At 64.2% G+C, this 20091-nt stretch carries 19 protein-coding genes; 10 read left to right on the top strand and 9 right to left on the bottom strand.

Annotated features, from left to right (window positions below; genetic code table 11):
- Positions 1–111: 111 nt before the first annotated feature.
- Positions 112–948 (bottom strand): enoyl-CoA hydratase-related protein, encoded by an 837-nt coding sequence (locus WDA27_10685; protein MFA5891393.1) that lies wholly within the window; start codon positions 946–948, stop codon positions 112–114.
- Between WDA27_10685 and WDA27_10680 the strand changes: the two genes are divergently transcribed.
- Positions 947–1654 carry a DUF5317 domain-containing protein gene (locus WDA27_10680; protein MFA5891392.1) on the top strand — a complete coding sequence of 236 codons (708 nt, stop codon included), beginning with the start codon at positions 947–949 and terminating at the stop codon, positions 1652–1654. The genes WDA27_10685 and WDA27_10680 overlap by 2 nt on opposite strands.
- A gap of 3 nt (positions 1655–1657) precedes the next feature.
- Here the strand turns inward: WDA27_10680 and WDA27_10675 are convergent, their stop codons facing one another.
- Entirely contained in the window at positions 1658–2335 is a 678-nt protein-coding gene (locus WDA27_10675; GenBank protein ID MFA5891391.1) for a hypothetical protein, read from the bottom strand.
- Positions 2336–2735: 400 nt separating this feature from the next.
- On the opposite strand from WDA27_10675, the gene WDA27_10670 reads away from it, so the two are divergent.
- From WDA27_10670 to WDA27_10635, 8 genes are all read left to right on the top strand, one after another.
- On the top strand, positions 2736–3416 hold the full coding sequence (locus WDA27_10670) for a helix-turn-helix domain-containing protein (protein MFA5891390.1): 681 nt from the start codon (positions 2736–2738) through the stop codon (positions 3414–3416).
- Positions 3413–4654, top strand: coding sequence for an FAD/NAD(P)-binding oxidoreductase (locus WDA27_10665; GenBank protein ID MFA5891389.1), 1242 nt, complete (start codon positions 3413–3415; stop codon positions 4652–4654). The genes WDA27_10670 and WDA27_10665 overlap by 4 nt, the downstream gene beginning before the upstream one ends.
- A 13-nt stretch (positions 4655–4667) precedes the next feature.
- Complete coding sequence (locus WDA27_10660) at positions 4668–4982, top strand: TusE/DsrC/DsvC family sulfur relay protein (protein MFA5891388.1); 315 nt, start codon at positions 4668–4670, stop codon at positions 4980–4982.
- Between the two features lie 23 nt (positions 4983–5005).
- Positions 5006–5536 (top strand): DsrE/DsrF/DrsH-like family protein, encoded by a 531-nt coding sequence (locus WDA27_10655; GenBank protein MFA5891387.1) that lies wholly within the window; start codon positions 5006–5008, stop codon positions 5534–5536.
- A 362-nt stretch (positions 5537–5898) separates the two neighbouring features.
- The gene (locus WDA27_10650) at positions 5899–8610 is read left to right on the top strand and encodes a BREX system ATP-binding domain-containing protein (GenBank protein MFA5891386.1); all 2712 of its coding nucleotides are present in this window, start codon (positions 5899–5901) and stop codon (positions 8608–8610) included.
- Positions 8611–8845: 235 nt separating this feature from the next.
- Positions 8846–9079 (top strand): helix-turn-helix domain-containing protein, encoded by a 234-nt coding sequence (locus WDA27_10645; protein MFA5891385.1) that lies wholly within the window; start codon positions 8846–8848, stop codon positions 9077–9079.
- 486 nt (positions 9080–9565) lie between these two features.
- The gene (locus WDA27_10640; protein MFA5891384.1) at positions 9566–10831 is read left to right on the top strand and encodes an HD-GYP domain-containing protein; all 1266 of its coding nucleotides are present in this window, start codon (positions 9566–9568) and stop codon (positions 10829–10831) included.
- Positions 10800–12050 (top strand): HD domain-containing protein, encoded by a 1251-nt coding sequence (locus WDA27_10635; GenBank protein MFA5891383.1) that lies wholly within the window; start codon positions 10800–10802, stop codon positions 12048–12050. The genes WDA27_10640 and WDA27_10635 overlap by 32 nt, the downstream gene beginning before the upstream one ends.
- An 11-nt stretch (positions 12051–12061) precedes the next feature.
- Here the strand turns inward: WDA27_10635 and rsrA are convergent, their stop codons facing one another.
- Both rsrA and WDA27_10625 read right to left on the bottom strand, forming a co-directional pair.
- The gene (rsrA, locus tag WDA27_10630; protein MFA5891382.1) at positions 12062–12304 is read right to left on the bottom strand and encodes a mycothiol system anti-sigma-R factor; all 243 of its coding nucleotides are present in this window, start codon (positions 12302–12304) and stop codon (positions 12062–12064) included.
- On the bottom strand, positions 12268–12879 hold the full coding sequence (locus tag WDA27_10625; protein ID MFA5891381.1) for a sigma-70 family RNA polymerase sigma factor: 612 nt from the start codon (positions 12877–12879) through the stop codon (positions 12268–12270). Before WDA27_10625 ends, rsrA begins: the two co-directional genes overlap by 37 nt.
- 168 nt (positions 12880–13047) lie before the next feature.
- Between WDA27_10625 and WDA27_10620 the strand changes: the two genes are divergently transcribed.
- On the top strand, positions 13048–14040 hold the full coding sequence (locus tag WDA27_10620; GenBank protein MFA5891380.1) for a peptidoglycan DD-metalloendopeptidase family protein: 993 nt from the start codon (positions 13048–13050) through the stop codon (positions 14038–14040).
- Positions 14041–14046: 6 nt separating this feature from the next.
- Here the strand turns inward: WDA27_10620 and WDA27_10615 are convergent, their stop codons facing one another.
- The 5 genes from WDA27_10615 to WDA27_10595 form a co-directional block, all read right to left on the bottom strand.
- Complete coding sequence (locus WDA27_10615; GenBank protein ID MFA5891379.1) at positions 14047–16332, bottom strand: TIM-barrel domain-containing protein; 2286 nt, start codon at positions 16330–16332, stop codon at positions 14047–14049.
- 160 nt (positions 16333–16492) lie between these two features.
- A complete protein-coding gene (locus WDA27_10610) occupies positions 16493–17929 on the bottom strand; it encodes a hypothetical protein (protein MFA5891378.1) in 1437 nt (478 codons plus the stop codon).
- Positions 17926–18831: a DMT family transporter gene (locus WDA27_10605; protein MFA5891377.1), complete on the bottom strand. Its 906-nt coding sequence runs from the start codon at positions 18829–18831 to the stop codon at positions 17926–17928. Before WDA27_10605 ends, WDA27_10610 begins: the two co-directional genes overlap by 4 nt.
- 115 nt (positions 18832–18946) lie before the next feature.
- A complete protein-coding gene (locus tag WDA27_10600; protein MFA5891376.1) occupies positions 18947–19252 on the bottom strand; it encodes a hypothetical protein in 306 nt (101 codons plus the stop codon).
- 442 nt (positions 19253–19694) lie between these two features.
- The gene (locus WDA27_10595; protein ID MFA5891375.1) at positions 19695–20072 is read right to left on the bottom strand and encodes a histidine phosphatase family protein; all 378 of its coding nucleotides are present in this window, start codon (positions 20070–20072) and stop codon (positions 19695–19697) included.
- Positions 20073–20091 lie beyond the last annotated feature (19 nt).

The raw sequence follows: 20091 nt of genomic DNA, 5'->3' as shown, positions 1-20091 counted from the left end.
TTCCTCCCTTCCGGGGGCCCGTCGCCGAAGGACAATCCTCCGAGGTTTACCGGGGCCCGCCTGGGTGGTCCGGGCATTATCGCCCGGGCGTTGCGCAACACACAAAGGCGGCTAGCGGTTCTTCCACTCCGGCGTTCGCTTCTGCAGGAACGCCGTGACGCCTTCGACGACGTCCTCGCTCTCCAAACAGATTCCCAACTGGCCGTGCATGTAGTCCAGCGACTCGCGAAACGACATGTCGCGCGACGCGTAGAACGCGTCTTTTCCGAGCCGCAGAATCATCGAGCTTTTCGACGCAAGCGTTGCGCACAAATCGTCGACAGCCTCGTCGAGCAACTCCGGAGAAGCGACACGGCTAACGATCCCGAGACGCTGCGCTTCTTCCGCGCCGATGCGATCGCCGGTCATCATCAGTTCAAGCGCCCTTCGCTCCGGCATGCAACGGCGGACCGTCGCAGTGATGATGAACGGCCACAACCCGGTGTTCACCTCGGGCATGCCGAACTCCGCGTGATCCGACGCGACGACCAGATCGCACCCACACACAAGTCCGAATCCACCGGCGAGTGCGTGGCCGTTGACGCGCGCGATCACCGGTTTGCCCAAGCGAGTCATATCCTCGAGCAGATCCGAAAGCGTTCCTCGCATCAGATGCTGTTCAACCTTGGACTGCTCCGCCGTAAACCCGCCCAGGTCGCCGCCGGCGCTGAATGCCTTTTCACCCGCGCCCGTAAGAACGACGACCTTTACGGAAGAATCGGCGCGCGCGCGCCCGAACGCCTCCCGCAGCTCCGTCATGACGCTTACGTTCAGCGCGTTGCGTTTCTCGGGGCGGTTGATCGTGATCCGCGCCACCGGCGCGCTGGTCTCATAAAGAACAGAGGTGAGATCCACAATTTTCCCCCGCATCCTCGATCCGGCTCCGATCCGCAGGTATATACCACTCATGCTCGCTTTCATAACCGTGTTGGTCCTCGGATTCGGAACCGGTTTCGCACGCCGTGGCACGATAAGCAACCTCGCAAACGCGCGCATGCCGCTGGTCTGGCTGGTTTTCGTTGGGGTCGGCCTGCAAACGGCAGCTCAATTCATTCCGGGATCCGCGAACATGCTCGCCTACGGCCTCGTGATCGTCTCATACGCGGCGCTATTCGCCTTCGCCGGCGCGAACTGGCGCCGCTCGGGCGTCGGGTTCATCGCCCTCGGTGCGGCTCTGAACTACATCGTGATCCTGGCGAACCAGGGAATGCCGATCAGTGCCGAGGCCGCCGCGCGCGCAGGATGGAAGGGCCCGGCTGCGCAGCAACTCGTCATCCGCGGGAAGCACTTCATCGACATCGCCGGCGGAACACGCCTGGGGTTCCTGGGGGACATCATCCCGTTAGGCGGCGCGCCGGCGGTCGCAAGCGTCGGAGACCTCGTGATCTGGGCCGGGATGGTCCTTCTAATTCAGGATCTGATGCACGGCCCACGGGGACGCAGGACCATAGGTGCGCATAGAGCCGTCGGATCGAGCGCAACCTCCGCTCCAGGCGTCATCATCGACGTCCGAGACGCAGCGCCCGTCGGCGAGGCAAGGTCAATCGCTACCGACCCGGGGGAGTCCGTTCGAATCATCCGCGAGTCGCAGCCACCACGGGCGCGCGTGGACTAGGACCTAGACCAGGCGGTTCAAAGCGGCGAGGGATGCGCGCGCAATCGCGTCGGCCGCATCCTTGCGCACCACTGCGGAGCCCGAAACGATCTGGTCCCCTCGCGGCGTCGCGAGTCGCAACACCGAGACCGCAACCGAATGGAGTCCCGCGGGGACGACGTCGGCGAAATCCACGTCCAGCGCGGAGTCGCCCATGAACTCGCCCACCGCATCAACCACCGCGCGCGCGACAAGCCGGATCCCCGACGAGCCCGGACCGCGCGCGCGACCGATCTCCTCGTGGTCACCAAGCCGGAGCCGCACCGTGATCTCGGTCGCGTGCCCACTGGTCTCGGCGGCAACCCCGAGCAGTTCCACCCTGGTGCCCCGAACCTGGGGAGCGGCTGGTTCAGATTCCGATTCGACTGCGACGTCCTCGAGCTGAACAACGCTGACCGTCCGGTAGTCGATCTCGATCCCGAAGCTCGCCACCGCAACGCTCTGAACGTCTCGGACCAACTGCTTGGGCCCTCGATCGCGGCGCGAGAGAATATGCACCTCAGCGATCCGACCGGCGGGCGTAGCTACAACGCGCGCGCCCGTAATGCTCGGAATGCGCAACAAAGCGGCCTCAAGTTCCCGTATCCGCGTCTCGGTCGCCGAGTGCCCATTCGAGTGGCCGTCAGGTTCCGTCGAACTCACGCTCCGTCCGCCAACGGGGCGCCCCGGACGAGGCAGCCCCGGAATCGATTCCCTCAGGCGACGATACACGACCTCGATCGGGACCTCTTCGAAGCCGGGTTCATGGGGAAAACCCGCCCTAGCACTCATTTCGAGCGCGAGCAGCCGGTTCCTGCTCCGCGAGATCGTGAATCGTCAAACACGTGTCCGCCCTCCGGATCCCGTCGCAATGCGTCCAAGGGCGTTCACCCCCGATCTACGCAAACCGTAAATATACCGCGTTGATGGCACGCCGTTTCTTCGGTGGCTCCGTCCACGATGCCCCTGCGGGTCTTCCAGGCGGGCGTGACGGCGAAAGCCTCTTTGTCCGTGGGTCCTTGGTCCCTAGTCCACATGCATGAGTTAGCATACCCTGCAAGTCATGCAGGAGAGGCAGGAACTTGCGAAGGGTTTGCTCACCGCTGAGGAGTTGAGCCGGTTGCTCGACGTCGACACCTCGACGATCTACCGCATGGCCGGCTCAGGGCGGCTGCCGGCCGTGAAGGTCGGCCGGCAGTGGCGTTTCCCTGCCGGTCGCGTGGATGAGCTGGTCCGGTTAGGAGTGGCAGCCCGCGCGCACAACCCAGCGGTTGAGAGCACCGTCGCGCTCCTTCCGAACGTGGCGCAGCCGGTGATCGACATGGCGGCGGAACTGCTCGGCGTCATGATGGTGGTGACCGACATGGCCGGTCACCCGATCACGCAGGTCGCCAACCCATGCCCGTGGTTCACCGATCGGGCCGGTGATCCGGACGTTGCGGCAGCGTGCATTGCCGAGTGGCGCGCGCTTGCGGACCACCTCGACTTCGAGGCTCGTCTCCAGGCGGGTCGGCTGGGGTTTGAGTGCGCGCGCGCCTTGGTTCGTCGCGGGTCTCAGCTCATCGGGATGGTTCTGATCGGGGGCATCGCGCCCGAAGGAACGAATGATCCCGCGCTGTACCAGCTCGATGGTGTCGGCAGGGAGAAAGCTCTCACCGCATTGCCGAAGGTGGCCGCGGCGCTGTCGCGGCTCGCCACACAGACCCATCCTTATGACACAAGCGACGCAAGGAGCGGAGGATGAAACGACTACTGGTGCTCGGCGCCGGCACGGCCGGGACGATGGCAGTGAACAAGCTCCGTCCGCGCCTTCGCCCGGAGGAGTGGGCGATCACAATCGTCGAGCAGAGCGACACGCACTACTACCAACCGGGCTACTTGTTCGTTCCGTTCGGCATCTACCGCCACGACGAGATCGTCAAGCCAACGCGCCGGTTCATTCCGGATGGGGTCGATCTGATCCGCGGCGAGATCGACCGCGTGGCCGCGGACGATAACAAGGTGCTTCTCACGGACGGCACATCTCTGCCATACGACTACCTTGTGATCGCTACCGGAACATCGCCGCGACCCGATCAGACCCCTGGGATGATGGGGAGCGAGTGGCGTGGGAGCATTCACGAGTTCTACACGTACGAGGGTGCGACGGCGCTACGCAAGAAGCTCGAGACGTGGAACGGTGGCCGACTGGCCGTGCACATCGTCGAAATGCCGATCAAGTGCCCAGTGGCTCCACTGGAGTTCACGTTTCTTGCCGATGCATTCTTCACCGCACGCGCCATGCGAGACCGCGTCGACATCACGTATGTGACGCCGCTGGAGGGCCCGTTCACCAAGCCGGTGGCTTCCCGGCACCTCAGCGGGATGCTCACGGAGCGCAAGATCCAGTTCGAGGGTGACTTCGTCGTCGAGCGGATCGATCCGGACGCCAAGACGCTGGTTTCGTTCGATGAGCGGGAGATTCCTTTCGACCTGCTGGTGACCACCCCACTAAACATGGGCGCGGACTACATAGCTCGTTCCGGGCTGGGCAACGAGGGTAACTACGTGCCGGTCGACAAACACACGCTGCTGTCCAAGGCGTACGAGAACATCTTCGCAGTCGGCGACGCATCAGACATACCCGCGTCGAAAGCGGGATCGGTCGCGCACTTCTCGATGGAGTTGTTTCCTGAGAACTTCGTGCGTCACGCGCAAGGCTTGGAGATGACCAAGAAGTTCGACGGGCATGCCAATTGCTTCATTGAATGTGGCAAAGGCAAAGCCATGCTCATCGACTTCAACTACGACATCGAGCCGTTGCCCGGCAAGTACCCGCTGCCGGGCTTGGGACCGTTCAGTCTGCTCAAAGAAACCCAGATGAACCACCGGGGGAAGATGATGTTCCGCTGGCTGTACTGGAACGTTCTGCTCCCCGGCCGCCCGATGCCGTTGCCCGCGCTGATGTCGATGGCGGGCAAGCACCTCGAAAGCACCAATTGAGGAGGGACAACCAATGCCTGTGACCACAATCGGCGGCCACGAGGTTCACGTCAATGAGGAAGGATTCCTCACCGACTACGACGAGTGGAACGAGGAACTGGGCGCGGCGCTTGCCGTGCAGATCGGCATCGAGATGACCGACGCGCACTGGAAGGTCATCCGGTTCCTCCGCGAGGACTACAAGCAGCAGGGCGAAACCGCAACCAGTCGCCGTGTGCAATCCCTCGGCGGCGTGCCGATCAAAGAACAGTTCCTGCTGTTCCCCAAGAAGCCTGCGAAGAAGATGGCGTACATCGCCGGATTACCCAAACCGCAAGGCTGCGTGTGAACATCGAGAGTGGAGGCCCAGCCATGACGACTACACAGACAACGCCGATCGTTCCGACGTTCGACGACGAGAAGACGGATCGCACACTCGCCCTGATCTGCTCCAAGGGGAACTTGGACATGGCCTACCCCGGCTTGGTGCTGGCCAACGCCGCGCTCGGAGAGGGGGTCGAGACGCACCTGTTCTTCACCTTCTGGGGCTTCGACATGATTACGAAGTCGCGGATGTGGAACCTCAAGTTCACCCCCACAGGCAATGCCGCCATGCATCTTCCGATCGGCGACGCGCGCATTCCTCAGGCACTGGCTCCGATGCCGGGGATGCAGGCAATGGCGACACACATGCTGAAGAAGCAGCTCTCGGATCTTGGGATTCCGGAGGTGCCGGACTTCCTCGATCAGATCGTTGCGTCGGGTGGACACCTGTGGGCGTGCCGGATGTCGGCCGACATGAACAAGCTCACAGAAGCCGATCTACGCGATGACATCGAGGGAATCATCAACGCGTCGCAGTTCATCGAGATGACCCGCGGCGCGCAGATCCTCTTCATCTGATTACGCGCTTGGCGAGGGTTCCGACCTCCGGATCCCGCGCGCCCTGAAGGTGTCTCAACTTCCGGTCTCGGTCTAGGTTGAGGATGGCACCGGCATCAACTCGCGACTCGCAACGGTCACCGGAGTTCGGGCCACGGAACGACTGCGATCGCCGAGTTGTTCACACCAGTCGCAGGTGGCCGCACAGCCCGTGACTTCAATACTTAGAAGACCACATTGTCGTCGGTCCAGCACTGCGCCACCGGCGACGAGGTGCCCGCCTATTTCTTCGCCCTCCATGCGCGGGGTGGAAGACCTCGACTGGACTTTCATCTGCCGATTTGTCACCATTGTCCGATCGTCGGCCATTGGGGGAAGCCGCGATGAGAGAACTGATAGGCAGAGATAGAGAACTGCATCAGCTCGAGCCGGTCCTCGAGCAAGTCGCCGCCGGGGCAAAACGCGGCCTCGTCCTGTCCGGCCCCGCCGGCATCGGAAAGACCGCCCTGCTTCGCTGGGTCCACCAGCGAGCCGTTGAGACCGGGTTCCTGACCGCCTTCGTTCGAGTTCCCGCGGCGGCAGGCCTACCTCCGCGCTTCCCGATTGGAGACCTGCTTTCCGGGCTCGTCGAAGCCTGCCACGCCCGGCATCTCTCCCCGCCGGACCCCCTGATCCGCGTCGTAGGCACCCTCCGAGGAACAACGTCCGCCAACGAGTATCCGGCAGACCTACCCCAAGTGGCGCGCGCGCTCGAAGCCACCGCAGCCCTCGCCCCCATCGGCATCTTCATCGACGACTACCAGTGGATCCCACCCGACAGCGCCAACCTCCTGCTCCTTCCCGCGATTCGCGGTGCCGACGGTGGATATCTCCTGGCAACGAGCGTGCGCTCCCATATGTCTAGCGCACCCATTCCGTACGAGCCATCAGCCGACCTCTGGGTCAATCGCCTCGACGTCTCGGGTCTCGATGCTCTTTCGACGCAAGCACTGGCGGAGCACCTGCTCGACGGTCCCGTGCTTCCCTCTCTCGCATCCCTCTTGTACGCCCAGACATCCGGGAATCCCTTGTTCATGATGGAAACCCTCCGCGCCCTACGCGAACAGGACGTCGTCACACAGGTCGGCGGTTACTGGCGCGTACGAGAAGGGCACGGCCCAGGAGCACGGCAATGCGCCCTTCAGGAGGCGATCGAACATCGGATGGGGCAGCTTCGCCAGCCCTCAAACACGGTCGCCCAGGCCCTCGCAGTCCTTGGTCGCGATGTTCGATTCGACGAACTCGCAGGAATCACCAAGTTGGATGTCGATCTTCTTGTTGCCACCCTGGAAGACCTGATGAAACAGGGGTTGGTCAACGGAGACCTCCTGCCACATCCGCGCTTTCAGTTGGCCCACCCGATGTACGATGCAGTCCTTCGCCGGGTGATGGGTCCCTTGTCGCGCTCCGCGATGCACGAGCGAGCCTACGCAATCCTGTCACAGCAGAGCGCCGCCCACACCAGCGCGGCAGAACTCGCCCATCACGCTCTCAACGCGCTCCGCCCGCCCGCAACCCTCACCAATCACCTCCGGGACGCTGCGCTCGAAGCATTCCAGGCGGGAAGCTACCGCGAGGCAGCAGATTGGTACGGACACCTCGTGTCTGAGATCCCGAGCGGCGACGGAGAAAGATGCTCCGTCTTGACGTCGCAAGCAGAGGCAACCGCGCGATTCGATCCTCAACGCGCGGCCGCGCTCTACGCGCTCGCAATTGATGTCGCACCGACCAACGCCACGCGTGCCAGGATCCTCATCGGTCGGAGCCATTCCCATCGGATGTGCGGCTCGTTTGCCGACGCCCTGGCAGATCTCAAGCAGGCTGCTCCGCTCGCCGACCATTCCGATGCCCTCAACGTGCGTCACGCGATCGCCGTTCTGCACGGCATCGCCGGACACGTCGGCAAGGCAGAGACAGAACTCCGCGCTCTGGTGAAAGATGCGCACGGGACACCGACGCGCGCGCGCGCGATCGGCCACCTGGGCTTGGTGGCCTTCACCAAGGGCCAAGTCTCGCGGGCCCGGCGGCTGTGGGAAGAAGCGCTGACGGAGACGAATTCGGAAGAACACCGCCGGTGGATTACATCCAATCTTGTCTGGCTCAAGATCGTGGCTGGCGAATGGAACTCGGCGAGAGAGATGATCACGCGCGCACTTGACGCAGCGATATCTGGCGGCGACGTTTGGGATGCGGCGACGCTGTGCTGCAGCTCGGCGCGACTCTACGCGTGGGCGGGGGATCTGCCCCACGCGCTCGACGAAGCAAGCCGCGCACTTGACCTCGCCGCACAGTCCAGGAACCCAGCCTGCAAGATTGCCGCCCTAGACGCCCTTGGCCTCGCGCTCCTTGAGGCTGGCAGGCCGGCAGAAAGCAGGAAACACCTGCAACAGATTCCAACTCTGGCGAACGGGGCCCTCGAACCGCGGGAACTTAGCCTCACATTCGTTGTGCTATCCGAGGCGTGCCTCCATCTCGACGACGTCGAGGCAGCCGTTCGATACCAAGCTGCGGCATGCAAGCACTTGCCCAACGCTCAGACCCTTGAGATCGCTGTGCGCCGGGTCTCCGCACAGATCGAGCTGGCCACGGGCCGATGGGAAGAAGCCCTCCTCACAAGTGAGCCGTGGCTTCAAAGTCGGGTGACGTTCCCCTACGAGACCGCCCGTATCCGGGAGATCGCCGCACGCGCGCTGTTTCAGAGCGGACGGCGAACCGAAGGCCTTGCACAGGCCGCCGCAGCCCGGAACGCCTTCAGCCTCATAGGCGCGAAGAAGAGATCCGCCGACCTAGAACGGTTCATCGAGCGGACGCGACCCGCGACCAGAGGAAGACCGAGATCAGCGCACCCCTCTGGGATAACCGATCGCGAACTTGAGATCCTCGTCATGGTCGCCGACGGAATGCTGGATAGCGAGATCGCCTCCACGCTCTTCTTGAGCCGGGCGACCGTGAAGAAACACGTGGACAACATCAGGCGCAAGCTCGGGGTCTCACGGCGGGCCCAGATCCCTACCGCGGCGAATCGTGCCGGGATCTCGCACTCAACATCAGGGTAACCCCCCTGCCCCGACCGATTATCTACGCCACCCGACCGAGATTAGTTACACCCCTTGGGGGATGCCGCTTCGACGATTCGATCCAAGAATGCGGCCATGAACAGCCCCAACCCAGCAAACGGATCAACCCGCATGTCGCGCCAGCGCGGGAGACTTCGAAATTGCTCCCGGAACACGCCATCTCGTGCTCCACCCCGGTCCCCTGCCGAGTAAACCCCTTATCGGAGGATGGAAGATGATGGCACGCAGAGAGAAATACCTTCGCACCTCGGAGGTCGCCGGTCGCCTCCACGTTTCGCCCAAGACGATTGCCCGTTGGGCCAAGGAAGGCCGGTTGCCGTATCTCGCCACGTTGGGCGGGCATCGGAGATTCCCCGCGTCGACAATCGAACAACTGGTTGCTGACCTATCATCCCTGGAGTCGGTTCTTGAACCTCTCGCCCCGAACCCCCTCCTCCCGCTACCGTGACAGGAGTGACTGTTGACAATTTGTGTTGCGTAGTGACACCATAGGTGCGCTCCCTGACCGGAAGGTCAGGATTAGGAACTCCCCCTGGAAGTAGTGCTTTGCCGGTACCGGGGGGAGTTCTCTTGCGTTCGATCCCATCCAACGCCGGATTGACAACAACAAATCGGGTGAGATCGGGCGGCGGCGCCAACCAGCCCTGAGCGGAGCGGACACACCCCTCACTAGCGGACGAGGGGAATCCGTTCGAAGGGAGTTGACGCCTAAACATGAAACGCGTCCTTGCGATGCTTGCGACCCTGGCAGCGATGTTCCTCGCAGCTGGGGCAAATGCGAAGTGGTGAGATCTAGAAAATGAACCGACCGGGCGTAAGCGGCGCCGCCTGACCCCACCCTCTTGGCTCAGAGACCTATGAGCGGAGACCTATGCGGCCTTCTATCCGCCTATACGTAGCTTTTTGCTTCTTAAGCGCCACTGGAGTCTCGGCTTTGACGCTGAGCACTCCTGTCGGAGTGCTGTGGGGGCTCGCCCTTGGCCTCGGCGTGCTCGCCTTTCTCGCCGAGCAATTCCCAGTCGAAATGGCCAACGGCACGACGTACTCGGTTAGTTTTGTGGTCACGATCGCGGCGATCGTTACGGCGGGGCCTGCGGAAGCGATCGTCGCGACGCTGCTGGGGACGCTCAGCTTGCGCAACGCGCGCGGGCGGTCCCCGATCCGGCATCTCTTCAACGCCTCGCAACTCGCCATCAGCGCCGGGCTGGCCGGTCTCGTCTACGAGTGGGCGGGCGGGATCCGGATCACCTCGGGGGTCGGCTCCTCCCTGCTCAGCGGTTCGGTTCTGGGCGGCGTTCTCGTCCCCCTGCTGGCCTGCACGGCCGTCAACTTCCTCGCGAATACCCTGTTGGTATCGGGGGCCGTAGCGATCAGCGAGAAGCGGTCGATGATCCGCGTCTGGCGGTCCCAGTACGCAGGCCTAATAGGCACCTACGTTGCGTTTGCCCTGCTCGGACTACTGCTTGGGTTGCTCTACCGGCAAGTGTCTTGGGCTTCTGTGCTGTTCCTTCTTATGCCGCTGCTGGTCGCGCGCCACGCTTTTCAAGCCGCGATCACGATGCAGGGGGCCTTCGACAAGACGGTTCGCAGCCTGGTCGAGGCGATCGAGGCCAAGGACCCCTACACCCGAGGACACGCGGAGCGGGTTTCGCGATTGGCCGAGTGGACGGCGCGCGCCTACGGGCTCTCGGAGCCCCGATGCCGGGCCATCCGTTACGCGGCCCTCATGCACGATGTCGGAAAGCTGACGATCCTGGGTTCGGTCCTTAGAAAGACAGGCAAGTTGACCGACGCTGAATACGACCACATGAAGATCCACCCCGAACGAGGAGTCGAGATCATCTCCGAGATCGACCTCTTGGAAGAGGCCATCGAGGGTGTGCGCCACCACCATGAGCGAATCGATGGTCGCGGGTATCCCGACGGACTCTCGGGCGATGCCATCCCCCTGTTCGCCCGCCTGATCTCGGTGGCCGACGCATTTGACTCCATGACCTCAACTCGGACGTACCGGAAGGCGATACCTATTCAGGACGCTTTGGTGGAACTCCGGCGCTGCATGGGCAGCCAGTTCGATGGGCGCGCGGTCGCTGCCCTCGAGAAGGCGCTGGCAAAGCGGCACTGGGAACCCACAACAGAGGAATACATCACGCTGGAGGAGGAAGGCGATGGAAGCGGCGCGTACGCGGCTTCGCTCTAGCGACGTCATCACGGCGGCCGGCGCACTATGTGTCGTCACGGTGTCGGTGGTCTTTCTTGTGCCCGGCGACTGGCGGGTATTCGGCGCGTTCGCCGCCCTCGTAGCGGCCGGCGAGATGTTCGAGGTGACCCTTCCGAACGACCGTCAGTACTCGATGGGCCTTGCGCCCGCTCTCGGCTTCGCCTTCCTCGCCGGCATCGACGTTCCCGCGGCGGTAACGGTTCTCGCCTGCGGACTTACGATCTCGACCGCCATGCGCGCAGTGCTCCGCGAGCCCACTCGACTCCTCGACAGCGCGCGCCGAGTCGTCGTACTGGCGGCTGCGATGTCCGTCTACTACTCCATCGCCGGGATATCGGTGCTCGAACCGTTCGGCAACCACTCCCCGGCCGGCGGCGCGGCCGGCACGAGCATCTCTAAGGAGGGATTGCTCGTCATCTTGGTGACCCTGTTGTTCATGGAGACGCTGCTGCACGCGTTCCATCAGGTCGACCGGGAGCGGATCCCATTCCTTCCGGTCTTCGTCAGCACTCTGCGCTCAACATCGGCTCTGCACTTGTCCATCCTGTCGGTGGGTGCCTTGCTCGCACTCTCTTATCCGTCGCTGGACTACTGGGCGTTCCCGCTGTTCCTCGCCCCCCTTGCCGCAACCCAGTTTGCCTTCCGGCAATTCGCCTCGATCCGCAAGACCTACCTGCAGACCATCCGCGCGCTCTCCAAGGTGCCCGAACTCGCGGGCTACACCGCGCGCGGGCACTCCGGCCGCGTCGCGGACCTCTCGGTGGCGATCGCGCGCGAACTGGGGATCACCGACCAAGCGCTGAACGAGATCGAGTACGCAGCGCTACTGCACGACATCGGCCGGGTGAGCATTCCGGATCCGGCGGCCGGCGAGCCCGACCGCAGGGAGTTGGCCGTGGTGGGAGCAGGAATCGTGAGGGAGACCGGCCACTTCCCGAAGGTCGCCGACATGATCGAGCGCCAGCACGATCCGTACCGCCGTCGCGGCGAGGATGCCGACCCGGACCTGTCCGCGGGCGCCAAGATCATCAAGGTGGCGAGCGCGTTCGACGACATCACCAAGCCCGGCGGAATCGGACTCAACCCAAGAGACGCCCTGGAAAGGCTGTACCTGGGGATGACCTACGAATACGACCCGGCAGTCATTCAGGCTCTGGCGAAGGTGCTCGAGAAGCGCGGAACTTCGATGGAGTGGTAATTCGCTGCCGCTCAGGTCATCGATTCGAGATTGGCGCGCACCCGCTCCAGGAGGTGCGCCGGCACGTCTTCCTTGCACACCTTCCGCCTGACGAGTTCCTTGAAGTGCTGCTCGAAGTCGGCATGGTCCTGACACGGCAAACAGTCCCTGATGTGCCGCCCAATATCCGTGCCGTCTTCCGGCGCGATCTCTCCGTCCAGGTAGAGATACAGGCGCTCTAGGACGGATCTACAGTCCGTCTCGGGGTTCTCCATGGCTCCCTATCCTCTACCAGCCCGCGAGTCCTTGCGTATTCCCATAACGCTCGCTGGAGCGCCTTCCTTCCACGATGGAGCCGAGACATGACGGTTCCGATCGCTACTCCCATGATGTCTGCGATTTCCTGGTAACTGAATCCTTCGACGTCGGCCAGCAAGACGGCCGTCCGAAACTGCTCCGGCAACGAGTCCAACGCGGCCTTGACCTCTTCGTCGGGCAGTCGATCCAGCAGCTCAGCCTCTGGGGTTAGGCGATGCTCGACCATCGTGTCGTACAGCGAGAAGTCCTCGTACTCGTCCGCCGACACGGTCCGGGGCTGACGCTGCTTCTTGCGGTAGCCCGAAATAAATGTGTTGGTCAAGATCTTGTAGAGCCAGGCCTTTAAGTTGGTTCCCGACTCGAACTGGTGGAAGGCGGTGTAGGCCCGCATGAACACCTGCTGGACGAGGTCCTCGGCGTCGGCTGGGTTCCTCGTCATCCGCAAAGCCGCAGCGTAGAGCTGGTCAAGGTAGGGAAGAGCTTCGGCCTCGAACCGCTCCTTCGTCGCCGCCCCCGCAGTCTCTCCTGTCATTTCGCGAACACTTTACACAGAGGCTCGACCTTGACCTGGCGGCCGGGGCAAAACTGACGCGCGCGTCAGTTTTGGTGACTAGCTCGATTTGACCCCTCCGGAGGTCTCTGGCAGCCTGGCTACGGGTATTCCGGCGTCTCGGCAGCCCGCGAGGCGCTTCCCCAGCCCATGAGACTAAAAAAGACGGCACTACAGCCGGCCATCGTTCTTGCGATGGTCCTGTCGAGCATTTCAAGCGCCCAGCCCGCGAGCGCGCTCACCCTCCCCGAGATCCGCACCAAGATCTCCGCGGTGCGCGCGCAGATGAGCGTGATCAGCCGACGCCTCGACGTTGCAACCACAAAGCTCGAACTCGCCGAGAAGGCCGCAGCCGCGCACCGTGGGGCCTTGCGAGCCGCCTCCGGCCGCCACACGTTCCTGCGCCAAGCAATCAGCCATCGCGCCGCCGAGCTATACATCATGGGCGTCGAGGACAACGCCCCCGCCCTGACCATCGGCGGAGACCTCGCCGGTGCGATCGATCGCATGAGTTACCTCGAGCAGGTCCGGATGGGCGAGCAGGAACTCCTCGAAGAAGTCCAGGCGCTTCGCGCTCGGTCGAGGGTCCAGTCCGCCGCTCTGCGGTCGGCAGTCAAGCGCGCCACGGCCGGCCGCAACGAGATGAGCGCGCGCCGCAAGGAACTCAACGCGAAACTCGCGGAGCTGACGAAGCTGCAGGCGCTGGTCAAGAAGTTCGGCGCGCGCTTGGGCGCGCGCGCATCGCGATCCGGTGGTCGCGGATTCCTGTGTCCGGTCGGCGGTCCCGTATCGGTTTCCAACGACTGGGGCGACGCCCGGCGCGGCGGTCCGCACGCGGGGAACGACATTCGCGCCAACAGCGGTCAGCCCGTACGAGCAGCGATGCCTGCGCGCGTGGTGGACACCCCGACCGGCAACTGGATGGGCCTTGGAATCATCATCCGCGACTCCGGTGGAGACGAGTGGTGGTACGCGCACTTGTCCAGCCGTTCGGTCAGAGTCGGCCAGTCGGTTCAGATGGGCGAGTTCATGGGTCGAGTCGGGTGTACGGGGAACTGCTCGGGTCCGCACCTGCACTTCGAGTGGCACCCCAACGGCGGCAACCCGGTCAACCCGTACCGGATCCTCAGCGCCGCCTGCTAGCGACCCCTAGCCCGAGCACCCACCAAAGTCGAGCGCGCGCGTCTGCGTGACGTCCGCCAGGCGCACCAACCCGTCCACTTCTGCCCCAAGATCGGCCAGCGTATCCACGTCGGCCGGAAGCAGTCGCAGGCATGCGCCCGCGCGCACGAATAGCGGAATCCGATCCAGCGGAGCGTCGGCCTTTACCACCCGGCCTCCCGTGACGGTCGTCGCCGACCCCACGCGATCGAAGGACCCGGTTGCCTCGTCGTAGGCAACGGCCTGCCAGAAATCCACCCACTCCCCAGGCGGGAGGTAGACATCCCGGGTGGTCGCTCCCGACTCGATCACGGGTGCCACAAGGATGTCCGGGCCGAACATGTACTCGTACTCCGCCTCGGGCGAGTAAGCCCCCTGATCCGCCGGATTCGCCAGCCCAAGGTGACGGATCATCGGTATCCCGGTGCTGCGGTACTCCTGCGCCGCGTCCCAGATGTAGGGGAACAACTGAGTCCGCAACTTGGCGAACTTACGCCAGATCGGGCGGACGTCGTCGTCCCAAGGCTGCGCGCGCGGCGTGGAATCCCCGGGGCGCGGGTACCCGTTGCCTTGGGTACGCATGATGCCGGAGAACGCCCCGAACTGAAGCCACCGAGACTGCAACTCGGCGTCGGTGCGGTCGGTGAAGATCGCGTGAAAGCCCCCGATGTCGCTACCCCAGTAGGCGACGCCGGAGAGTCCCATGGAAATCCCCTGGCTCACCGCGGCCGCCAGACCATCGGCTTTGGAGAAGTCCTCGGACGGATCGCCGCCCCACACTAGGCGCGAGTACTTGGCCGACCCCGTGTAGCCGCAGCGAACGAACTGGGCGAACTCCCGGGCGCGCGTCAGCACATCGGAGGCTTCGTGATACTGGTTGCAGTAGTCGTTGTGCGCCTCCAGGCCCGAACGGCCGTCGAACATCACAGCGTCGGGCGGCACGTACTCGCCGAAGTCCTCCATCCAACCGTCGTAACCGTCCTCGAGCGCCTGGGTGATGAGCCCCCGCCACCATTCGCCGGCGTCGGGGTTGGAGAAGTCCACGATCCCGTGCCAGGGCGAGTCGTAGTAAGCCGCATACGGAACCGGATACGTGGTGCCGGCGCGGGTCTTGATGAAGTACCCCTTGGCGTCGCCCTCGTCGTAGGCGCCCTCGGGATGATCCATGCAGACGAAGGAGTTCACGTAGGTCGTGATCTTGTATCCGAGCGCATGATAGGCCTCGGTTTGGGCCTTGCGCGCGTCGCGGTTGCCGACCTGCGCGCCGCAAGGCAGGTAGTGCGTGTAGGTCTGGGCAACGGTCATCGGAACGTCCCACTCGTCGCGCCACTTGGCCGCGAGCGATCCTCCGATCGAACCCGACGGCTGGTACCAGGGTCCGAAGAACCACTCCGAGGGCTCGGGCTGACGGCCCACGTCGGCGCTGAAGCGCGCAACCACGTCCGCCGGCGTCGGCCCTGCGTAGACGCGGAAGGCGAACTCCGGATCGCGGCTCTCGACGTTCCAGGCGTCTTTGCGATCCGAGCCCATGCGGAAGCGGCTCGGGTACGAGGTGTCCAGCAAGAACCCGTAGCCACGGCTGCTGACGAACCACGGCATCGAGAAGTTCGTACCGGGGAACGGTGTCGGACCTTGCCAGCGATCGCCCAGCGCCGGATCGGTCACAGGCTTGAGGGATCCACCCGACCACGGGCCTTCCTCGTTCCAGGTCTCGACCATATTTCCGGTCTGGTCGGCTCCGTTCGCGCGCTCGCCGAATCCGAGGAAACGCTCGCCCTCGGCCGCCTCGAACGACCAACCCGTCGCGGTGACCCCGATAGCGTTGTTCAGCGTCGCGCGCACCTGCATGACGCCGTCCGCGCCGGCGGAAACGATCAGGTCGAAGGTCCTGGTGGGGTCGTCGGTCGCAACCAGGAACTTGCCGGGGCCGGTCTCCGTCGCGCGCGTGGCGTGAAACCAGGGACCGGGCGCATCGGCAAACAGCCCGTACCCGGCCGCCGGACTCTGCGCGTCCACGCGCGCGTCCACGGTGAAGCCGAGGGTCCCGTACCGGCCGAGCAAGTCAGATGGAATATCTGTGAAGCCCTCTCCCCGGTCTTGCTGAAACGAAACACCGAACGGATCGAGACGCACAACGGCCGTCAGCGGACCGCTTGCGATCTCGACCTCGCCCACGTCCGCGCGCCCCGCGAGGGACAGCCCGAGCACGAGCACGAGCACCGACGCGACCACGCTCTTCGGCGCGCGCGCCGAACTCATCTTTGAAAGCCTCATGACCCTCCCTCGCACCCGGCTGATGCGCGCGCGCCAAGGCGCGCGCGTGTGCATCAGGTTCGCCGCGCAAGACCCGATCCCCTGCCGCGCGCGAAGTCACTCCTGGTAGATCTGAATCAGGTTCCCACAGGCGTCGCCGAACGCGGCGGCGGCCGAAACGTCACGCGCAGCCGGTCGAGAACCGCACCCAAGTCAAAGACTCAGGCGGAAGAACCAGCGACAGACCGTTCGGACCAACCTCCACGTCGGTAGCGGCGGCGAGATCCGAGGAAGCTTCGCTTAGGGCCCGGACCTCCGCGGAGCCGGCGCACGCGCCCGCCAGAGAAACGGTCACATCGCGCGCCGATCCGCCCGTGGCGACGAACGACGCCAGAAGAACGTCGATGCGACCGGGCGATGCGGTGGCGCGCGCCCACAAGCCTCCGGCGGGATCGTCACCTTCGATCGGCAGAACTTCGCCCGCCGTCTCAAGCCACGCCCGGAAGATCCACCACGCAGGCTTCGGCGACCCGTCCGCCCACACTAGTCCCCAATCCCCGGGCCGGGTCTCGCTCGGACTGTTCGACGCGCGATAGAAGTCGGCAGCGTCCAGGCCTGAACGTTCCATCTCGATCAAGGTTGCGGCGTCGAACGCTGCGCCGACGTTGGAGTCGTTGCGGACATCGTGACCGCCTGCCGAGAGATTCCATTCCGTGATCATCAACCTCGGGTCGAGGGCGCTCCCGGCAAGGGCCGAGTCGGTCAGCGCGCGCACGAGTTCCACCCCGACGCCGTAGATCGCCGGCGTGGTTGCGGGATTGCGCTGACCCCAGACCAACGTAATCGGACGCGCAGGTTCGGGAATCGTTGCCTCCGCGCCGTCTGGACCGAGGAACGGGTAGTTACCGTAGTAGTGCCACGACACGAAGTCGAGTGGCACGCCGGCGTTCCGAAGGGCCGCGAGGTAGCCAAGCATGAAGGGTGGGTCGGGGAAGGTAGCGGCCGGACCACCGATCTCAAGCGGCAACCCGGTCTCCGTGGCAACCGCCGCGACCGCGCGGTGAGTGCGGATCGCCACCTCGTAGAACGCCGCCGGCGTGTCCTGCCAGAAAATCGGGCTATCGGGTTCGTTCCAGACCTCGAACCGAAGCGCGGGCTCCGGCGCCGTCGCCAATTCGCGCACGACGTCGCGGATCAGCGCCTCCCATACGTCGAAGTCGTGGGGCGCGACGAGCATCGGGTCGCGTCCCGCCGCAAGGGGCTCCCCCAACCACCGCGGCATGTACCAGAGACCGACGAGCGGTTCGGCGCCGATCGCACGCACCGCGGCGACCTGCTCCTTGACTTGCGTGAGATCGAGGACACCCAGCGATGGGGCGGCCGACTGCAGAGACGCGTCGATACGCACTTGGTGAGGCTCGAGACCGGCGACACCGTCAAGAGTCCCCGTGTTCCACCCCACGCCGGTGAGTTTCTGGTTCGATGCGCCGGACGGAGCGTCAGCGCGCACCACGATGTTCGAACTTCCAGCGGCGGCGCCGGGCAGCGCGCCTGCGAAGACGGCAGCCAGTGCGGCCACGAAAGCCGCGAGGTGAGAAGCGCGCGCCACGTTCTTCATCCACTCACCTCCACCGCGTCGGCCGTCTCGGGTAAGTGGATCACGCGCTCAACCTTGGGTTGACTGAACTGAGACAGCGCCACGGCCCCGATGAGGATCGCGACGATGCCGCCCAGCCTCGCCGCTTGCTGCAGGGCCGACTCGGGAAGCCGTTCGGAAAACACCCAGAATCCGCCGAGCACGGGCAAGGTCGCCACCAACGCCGCGATTATCGGCACCACGGTCGAAGCCTTGCCCCGCTGCAGGGCGGCCTGCTCAAGCAGGAACGGGAACAGAGTCAGCGCGACCATGAACCCCACATACGTCAGGCCCGGCAGGCTCAGGAACGGGTGCAGGTCCAGCACGATGGTGACCGCCTTGGTCACCAGCGTGGACAGTCCGAAGAGCACCCCCGCGATCAGTCCGAGTCCGACTCCCCAATCCGGCGCGCGCTTCATCGCGACCGCGATCCCCAGAAGCAGACCGGTGGCCGCGAGCGAGATCAGACCGAAAGCAGCCAAGCGGCCGTGAGCGACCACCGGCGGGACTCCCTCCACCCGAGACAGGCTGAGTCCCAGCATGCAAAGTCCGGCCACCACCAAGGCGATGCAGAATCTTTCGCGGAGGGTTATCCGCTCCTTCAGGTAGACCGCCGCAAGGAATACGAGCACCAAGACGCCCGAGCTCTTGACGGGTTGCACCACCGTCACCGGCGCCAAGTTGAGTGCCGCGATGAACAAGACCAGCGAGAACAACTGGAGCACGAAGCCCGTCAGCCAAATGCGACTGCGGAAGAACTCACGGGCGACGTGCCGGCTCGGCTTCCACGTGACCCGAGAGATGTCGTCCACCCCGCGCTTGAGCAACACCAGTCCCGTGCTGCTGACAACCGCCGCCGCAAGGGCGACGAGCGCACCGACCATCCAGTCTCCCCCGGCGGACCACCTCTCGAGACGGCGCCTTCGAAACGCGCCGTTCGGGACGGGGGGACCGTACCAACACGCTTGTCCCGCGGTCAAAGAACCGCAGGACTTCCCTCTACCTCACTCCTCCCTTCGCGAGTTGGAGCGCGTATCGCTTGAGCCAGTCCTCGACACTCCCGCGGGTGTCCGTCTCCGAGATGAGCAGGGCCGTCACGACCTCCAACAGAATGGCCATGCCCTGCAGTATCTGCTCGGATTCGAAGTCGGTGGTCGCAAGCAGCAACCCCCAGGCCTCGTACGATTCCTGCACCGACGCGAGTGCGAGTCCAACGCAAGTCGAGAGAACCTCCCCGACTTTGTCGTCCTCCATCATCCAGGCCGCCTCCAGCCGGCCGGCGGATCGGATCGCCGCCCGATCCAATCGACTCCTCTCACTAATAGGGATCGAATGCCATGGTTGTGCGATTGTCCAAGGCTCGACCAACACCGCGTCACTTCGCTGACCTGCATGAGTGCACGGCGACTGATCCACTCGCATTAGCGAAAGATGCCGCTAGCGCGCTACCCCGCAAATTCACAAGGTCGAATGCCGAGCGCTTCGGCGACCTTGACGGCCATAGACCTTGGGAGCCAAATCCGACAAGGCTGGACGGCAGAAGAGATGCCTAAGACAAGTCCTCGATCGAGATCCATGCGTGTCGAAGGGCGCGCGTCTTTCGGTCGAAGGAGAACGCATGACCTTGTCCAGGCTGGTCTTCACGCGAATCGATCTCGACGCCTTTGAGCGCGCACAGCAGAAGCGTTCCTACGGCGCCGTGCGAAACGATGGCTACGTCGCCTTCCGGCGAACAAGAGACAACCTCTTAAACCGCTTGAAGGATCCGCTGCTGAGCGGCCCGGGCGGTTTCCCATCCCCGCGCGCTCACATCCGGCTGCGAATAGAACAACGCGGTGTTGTCAAGGTGTTCGTCGCCGGGCAAGACGCCCGTCGATGAGCGATCGATCTCCGCGAGTTCGCGCAGCACTTCCAACGTCAATCCTGCGGCCTCGGCCAAGATCCCGCCGGCCTCAATCGCCTTCCGCTCGTCGCTCGACCATATTGCCGAAAGTCGCGAAACCCATGACCCGGACGCTGCGCGGGCCATCCTCGAACAGCCGCGCTCGGAAAGACCCCACTGAGGGACCGCCACCTTGGGATCTAGAATCACATCGGGATGCGTCAAGAATCGGACCGTGCCCATCCGGTCCGCATACTTGCCG

This window comes from Actinomycetota bacterium, assembly GCA_041658565.1.
Lineage (GTDB): Bacteria > Actinomycetota > AC-67 > AC-67 > AC-67 > JBAZZY01.
This window is presented reverse-complemented; position numbering and strand designations above follow the sequence as displayed.

What these genes read in the sequence shown, in the direction of transcription:
- WDA27_10650 (MFA5891386.1), top strand. Translation starts at nt 5,899, where the DNA reads ATGAGAGAACTGATAGGCAGAGATAGAGAACTGCATCAGCTCGAGCCG.
- WDA27_10680 (MFA5891392.1), top strand. Translation starts at nt 947, where the DNA reads ATGCTCGCTTTCATAACCGTGTTGGTCCTCGGATTCGGAACCGGTTTC.
- WDA27_10645 (MFA5891385.1), top strand. Translation starts at nt 8,846, where the DNA reads ATGATGGCACGCAGAGAGAAATACCTTCGCACCTCGGAGGTCGCCGGT.
- WDA27_10660 (MFA5891388.1), top strand. Translation starts at nt 4,668, where the DNA reads ATGCCTGTGACCACAATCGGCGGCCACGAGGTTCACGTCAATGAGGAA.
- WDA27_10655 (MFA5891387.1), top strand. Translation starts at nt 5,006, where the DNA reads ATGACGACTACACAGACAACGCCGATCGTTCCGACGTTCGACGACGAG.
- WDA27_10595 (MFA5891375.1), bottom strand. Translation starts at nt 20,072, where the DNA reads ATGGGCACGGTCCGATTCTTGACGCATCCCGATGTGATTCTAGATCCC.
- WDA27_10665 (MFA5891389.1), top strand. Translation starts at nt 3,413, where the DNA reads ATGAAACGACTACTGGTGCTCGGCGCCGGCACGGCCGGGACGATGGCA.
- WDA27_10670 (MFA5891390.1), top strand. Translation starts at nt 2,736, where the DNA reads ATGCAGGAGAGGCAGGAACTTGCGAAGGGTTTGCTCACCGCTGAGGAG.
- WDA27_10605 (MFA5891377.1), bottom strand. Translation starts at nt 18,831, where the DNA reads ATGGTCGGTGCGCTCGTCGCCCTTGCGGCGGCGGTTGTCAGCAGCACG.
- WDA27_10635 (MFA5891383.1), top strand. Translation starts at nt 10,800, where the DNA reads ATGGAAGCGGCGCGTACGCGGCTTCGCTCTAGCGACGTCATCACGGCG.
- WDA27_10610 (MFA5891378.1), bottom strand. Translation starts at nt 17,929, where the DNA reads ATGAAGAACGTGGCGCGCGCTTCTCACCTCGCGGCTTTCGTGGCCGCA.
- WDA27_10615 (MFA5891379.1), bottom strand. Translation starts at nt 16,332, where the DNA reads ATGAGGCTTTCAAAGATGAGTTCGGCGCGCGCGCCGAAGAGCGTGGTC.
- rsrA (MFA5891382.1), bottom strand. Translation starts at nt 12,304, where the DNA reads ATGGAGAACCCCGAGACGGACTGTAGATCCGTCCTAGAGCGCCTGTAT.
- WDA27_10620 (MFA5891380.1), top strand. Translation starts at nt 13,048, where the DNA reads ATGAGACTAAAAAAGACGGCACTACAGCCGGCCATCGTTCTTGCGATG.
- WDA27_10625 (MFA5891381.1), bottom strand. Translation starts at nt 12,879, where the DNA reads ATGACAGGAGAGACTGCGGGGGCGGCGACGAAGGAGCGGTTCGAGGCC.
- WDA27_10685 (MFA5891393.1), bottom strand. Translation starts at nt 948, where the DNA reads ATGAGTGGTATATACCTGCGGATCGGAGCCGGATCGAGGATGCGGGGG.